This window comes from Actinoalloteichus spitiensis RMV-1378, assembly GCF_000239155.1.
In the GTDB taxonomy this organism is placed as follows: domain Bacteria; phylum Actinomycetota; class Actinomycetes; order Mycobacteriales; family Pseudonocardiaceae; genus Actinoalloteichus_B; species Actinoalloteichus_B spitiensis.
This window is the reverse complement of the sequence record NZ_AGVX02000446.1, coordinates 1-4923: the sequence shown is the minus strand read 5'-3', so window position 1 is coordinate 4923 and position 4923 is coordinate 1. Positions and strand designations below refer to the sequence as shown.

At 72.9% G+C, this 4923-nt stretch carries 3 protein-coding genes and 1 pseudogene; all 4 read left to right on the top strand.

Translation table 11 applies throughout. The features are described from left to right. Positions 1 to 264 precede the first annotated feature (264 nt). Positions 265 to 474, top strand: coding sequence for a hypothetical protein (locus ACTIDRAF_RS35080; protein ID WP_052168888.1), 210 nt, complete (start codon positions 265 to 267; stop codon positions 472 to 474). A gap of 541 nt (positions 475 to 1015) precedes the next feature. Continuing rightward, positions 1016 to 3405: pseudogene (locus tag ACTIDRAF_RS29750) on the top strand (ATP-binding cassette domain-containing protein). Positions 3406 to 3487: 82 nt separating this feature from the next. Then, entirely contained in the window at positions 3488 to 3841 is a 354-nt protein-coding gene (locus ACTIDRAF_RS0218820) for a hypothetical protein (protein ID WP_026066267.1), read from the top strand. Positions 3842 to 4298: 457 nt separating this feature from the next. Further along, complete coding sequence (mobA, locus tag ACTIDRAF_RS0218810) at positions 4299 to 4892, top strand: molybdenum cofactor guanylyltransferase (protein WP_016700277.1); 594 nt, start codon at positions 4299 to 4301, stop codon at positions 4890 to 4892. The last annotated feature ends 31 nt before the right edge of the window (positions 4893 to 4923 follow it).

The following is a 4923-nucleotide window of genomic DNA, read 5'->3' as shown; positions in this document are numbered from 1 at the left end:
GGGCGGATGCCCGGCGGGCGAACCCCGGTCGAACCGCCGCCGGTACCGCGCTCCCGCCTCGGCGCACTCCTGCCGGGACGCCCCGCCGCCACCCACGCCCGCGACCGACCTCGAGTGTCCCTCCCCTGTGCGGGACGGTGTGCCCCTCCTCGGGAAACCACCCACGACCCGGCGAATCCGACCGCGCGCGGCACCAGGAACCCGCCCCGATCCGGTCAGGAATCGAGAAGCGGGGGTGCCGAGCCCCCTTCTAGCCTGGCCGGCATGGACGTCACCACCCACGTCAGCGTCCGCCCGCGCACCGATGTGGACGCCTCCCGCGACGTCCTGGTCCTCGAAGCCCGCGTCGGGTACGAGGACTCGCGGTGGATCACGGTCGGCCCCACCGAACAGCCGGTACCTCCCCCGTCCCCCAACCCCGTGCGGTCGACCCCGGCGCCACGGACTCGCGGCGGCGCGCCGTCGTCCCGATGACGACCAGGGGGACCTGCGCCGGCACCATCCCTGCTAGCAGGAACCTCGACGGCACGTTCCACCGGCTGCGTGAGGCGGGCACCCCCGTCGTGCGGGACCTGTGGAGCAGCCGTACGGAATCCGGGAGGGCGCCGTGCGCGAGCCGCCGGCGACCTGCTCCGCATCCAGGAACTCCGGTGACCGGCCCAGCCCGCCGAGTCCGGGCCGTGGGCGTCGCGCGATCCGATGTACCCCCCGCCGCGGCACGGCTCGCGGCCGTTCGCCCTCCCGAGGCCATCCCCGACCGTGGCCCAGCACCGGTGAGGCGCCTTGGAAGGGCTCGAGCCCGTCGGACGCCAGCACGGGTGCTCCGGTCGGCCCCGAGGACGCTGGGCGCGGGCCCATCGAGGGGAAGCCCCGTCGGGGGCGGCGTTCCCCGAGTACCACAGCGGCGCCAGGCGTAACGTGCTCGTCGTCCGACCGCCATCGGGTGACCAGAGGTACGCACGATCGTCACCACCGGAGACCGAGGCACGGCGCCCCACCACGGAGGGAGATCACGATGCGCAGGGCCGCGAGGGCGGATTCGCCGTCGTCCACCGGACTGGCCGCAGACAGCCACGACGTGCTCCGCGTGCACGGCGCCCGCGAGAACAACCTCCGGGACATCAGTGTGGAGATCCCGAAACGCCGGCTGACCGTGTTCACCGGCGTCTCCGGATCAGGGAAGAGCTCGCTGGTGTTCACCACGATCGCCGCGGAGTCGCAACGCCTGATCAACGAGACCTACAGCGCCTTCGTCCAGGGGTTCATGCCGACCCTCGCGAGACCCGATGTCGACGTCCTCGAAGGGCTGACGACGGCCATCATCGTCGACCAGCAACGGCTCGGGTCGGACCCGCGCTCCACGGTCGGCACCGCCACCGACGTCCACGCGATGCTGCGCATCCTCTTCAGCCGGCTCGGCCAACCCCACGTCGGCTCGCCCAACGCCTTCTCCTTCAACGTTCCCTCGGTCCGCGCCCATGGCGCGATCACCGTCGAGCGCGGAGCGAGCCGGACGGTGAAGCAGACCTTCTCCCGCACCGGGGGCATGTGCCCGCGGTGCGAGGGCAGGGGAACGGTCTCGGACCTCGACCTCACCCAGCTCTTCGACGACTCGAAGTCCTCGCCGAGGGAGCGCTCACCATACCCGGCTGGAAGTCCGACAGCCTGTGGACCGTCCGGGTCTATGCCGAGTCCGGACTCCTCGACCCCCACAAGCCGATCCGGGAGTACACACGGAAGGAGATGGACGACTTCCTCCACCACGAGCCGACCAAGGTCAAGGTCGAGGGCATCAACCTGACCTACGAGGGGCTGCTCCCCAAACTGCGCAAGTCGTTCCTCTCCAAGGACCGGGAGGCCATGCAGCCGCACATCAGGGCCTTCGTGGACCGCGCGGTCACCTTCGCCACCTGCCCCGAATGCGACGGGACCAGGCTGGCCGAGGCGGCCCGGTCGTCCAGGATCCGGGGCAGGAACATCGCCGACGTCTGCGCACTCCAGATCAGCGACCTCGCCGAGTGGGTCCGCGGCCTCGACGAACCCTCCGTGGCGCCGCTGGTGGACGCGCTGGGGCGCACCCTCGACTCGTTCGTGGAGATCGGGCTGGGATACCTCTCCCTGGACAGGCCCTCGGGGACCCTGTCGGGCGGGGAGGCGCAACGGGTCAAGATGATCCGGCACCTCGGTTCCTCGCTCACCGACGTCACCTACGTCTTCGACGAACCCACCACCGGCCTGCACCCCCACGACATCCAACGCATGAACGACCTGCTGCTGCGCCTGCGGGACAAGGGGAACACGGTGCTGGTCGTGGAGCACAAGCCGGAGACCATCGCGATCGCCGACCACGTGGTCGACCTCGGTCCCGGAGCCGGTGCCGAGGGCGGCGTGGTCTGCTTCGAGGGCACGGTCGAGGGCCTCCGGGCCAGCGGCACCACGACGGGACGGCACCTGGACGACCGGGTCGCCGTCAAGGAGACGGTGCGCACGCCGGTCGGCAGGCTGGAGGTCCGGGGGGCCACCAGGCACAACCTCCGGGACGTCGACGTGGACATCCCGCTCGGTGTGCTGGTCGTCGTCACCGGCGTCGCAGGCTCGGGGAAGAGCTCCCTGGTGCACGGGTCGCTCCCCGCCGACGCCGGGGCGGTGTCCATCGACCAGACCCCTATCCGAGGCTCCCGCCGGAGCAACCCCGCGACCTACACCGGTCTCCTCGACCCGGTCCGGAAGGCCTTCGCCAAGGCCAACGGGGTGCGGCCCGGCCTGTTCAGCGCCAACTCGGAGGGCGCCTGCCCGAACTGCGGCGGTGCCGGTGTCGTCTACACCGACCTGGGGATGATGGCCGGTGTCGCCACCACCTGCGAGGAGTGCGAGGGCGAGCGCTTCCAGGCGTCGGTGCTGGAGCACCGTCTCGCGGGCCGGAACATCAGCGAGGTGCTCGCGATGTCGGTCGCCGAGGCGGAGGGGTTCTTCGGCGTGGACGGGGCGAAGGTCCCGGCGGCCCACACGATCCTCGACCGCCTCGTGGACGTGGGGTTGGGGTACCTACGGCTCGGGCAGCCGCTGACCACGCTGTCCGGTGGTGAACGGCAGCGGCTCAAACTCGCCACCCGGATGGCGGAGAAGGGCGGCGTCTACGTCCTCGACGAGCCCACCGCCGGCCTGCACCTCGCCGACGTGGAACAGCTCCTCGGCCTGCTCGACCGGCTGGTCGACTCCGGGAAGTCGGTCATCGTCGTGGAGCACCACCAGGCCGTGATGGCCCATGCGGACTGGATCATCGACCTCGGGCCGGGCGCCGGGCACGACGGCGGCCAGGTCGTGTTCGAAGGGACACCCGCCACCCTCGTCGCCGCGCGGTCCACGGTGACGGGCCGGCACCTGGCTGCCTACGTCGGTGCCTGACCGGCCGCGCGGCCTCGCCCGGCCCGCACGTGCATCTCGGTAGGCTGTGGACGATGTCGCGGAACGGATCGGGGTGCCTGGGATGCGTCGTGGAGGGGCCCGGACGAAGCGAGTCGTCGACCGGATCAACACCTACGTCATTGCCCAGCGTGATTCGCCCCGGTGGGGGCGTTGGGTCCGCCGCTACCTGACCACCATCACCTACACGGGGCGCCGTTCGGGACGCACCTTCACCACCCCGGTCGCCTATCGGCGTCGGGGCGAGTACGTGCGGATCCCGGTCGGGCTGCCGGGAGCGAAGAACTGGTGGCGCAACTTCACGGGCCGCGGCGGTCCGCTGAGCCTGGAACTCGACGGTGCGACGCGGACCGGGCACGCCGTCGCGTGCCGGGACGAGCGAGGCCGGGTCGTGGTCATCGTCCGGTTGCGCGGCTGAGCGCACGGGCGCGCGAGGCGCCGTCGCGGGAGGTTCGCCCTGCCCGATGGCGGTGCTCGCGCACCGCGACCGTGCCGCCACGTCCGTCGGCGGCGCTCCCGCAACGGGCCACCCCCACTTCGTTCCGGGGTCCGGGGCCCCGAGTGGGCGGCGAGGCGACGGGGGTGGCACCAGTGCGCGGGGCGGCTGGTCCGGAGCCGGACGTGCGCCCTGGAGCGGGTGACCCGCCTCCCCGGCCACCGGGAAGGCGGGGACGAACTCCGCGCGGTCGACAGCCGGGGAACGACGGGGGACCGTGGTGCGGGGACGTGCCCCCACCGCCCGGGACGACTCGACCGGGTGGCGGCCCCGAGGGACAGGGCGCCGGCGGTGGCCGGCCGCACCGCCGAAGGGGGAAGGGCCGATGAGGACGTCCGCCCGGCCGACCAGGCCAGGCACCGGGACTGGGAGGGGCACCGTGACGAGCGCTGAGGCCATCCGGCACGCGCTGGTCCTCGCCGGCGGGGGTTCCCGCCGTTTCAGGGGAGGCGACAAGACGACCCTGCTGGTGGGCGGGGCGACGTTGCTGGACCGCGTGCTGGCTGCCGTACCCAGCGGCACCGACACGGTGGTCGTCGGACCGGAACGCCCCACCGGCACCGTGGTCCGGTGGACCCGGGAACGCCCCCCGGGTGGTGGCCCCGTCGCCGGGATCGCCGCCGGCCTCCGCCTGCTGCCTCCCCCGGGCCCCCGCGACGGGAATCCCCTGGTGGCCCTCCTCGCCGCGGATCACCCGTTCCTCACCCAGGACACCCTGCACCGGTTGGCGGGCGCGCGCACGGGGACGAGCGGGGCCGGCGCCGTCCTCGTGGACGACGCGGGTCGCAGGCAGTGGCTGGTGAGCGTGTGGCCGCTGGACGTCCTGCGCTCGGCGGTCCCCGAGGAACCCGCGCACGCCGCGCTGCGGTCCACCCTGGGCGCGCTGCCGGTCGTCGACGTGCGCTCGGTCGGCGCCGAGGCCTTCGACGTGGACGACCGGGAAGCGGCCGCGCGCGCCGCTGACCTTGTGTGATCGGCCAACCGCCGATCTGGTGCGGGCCGCC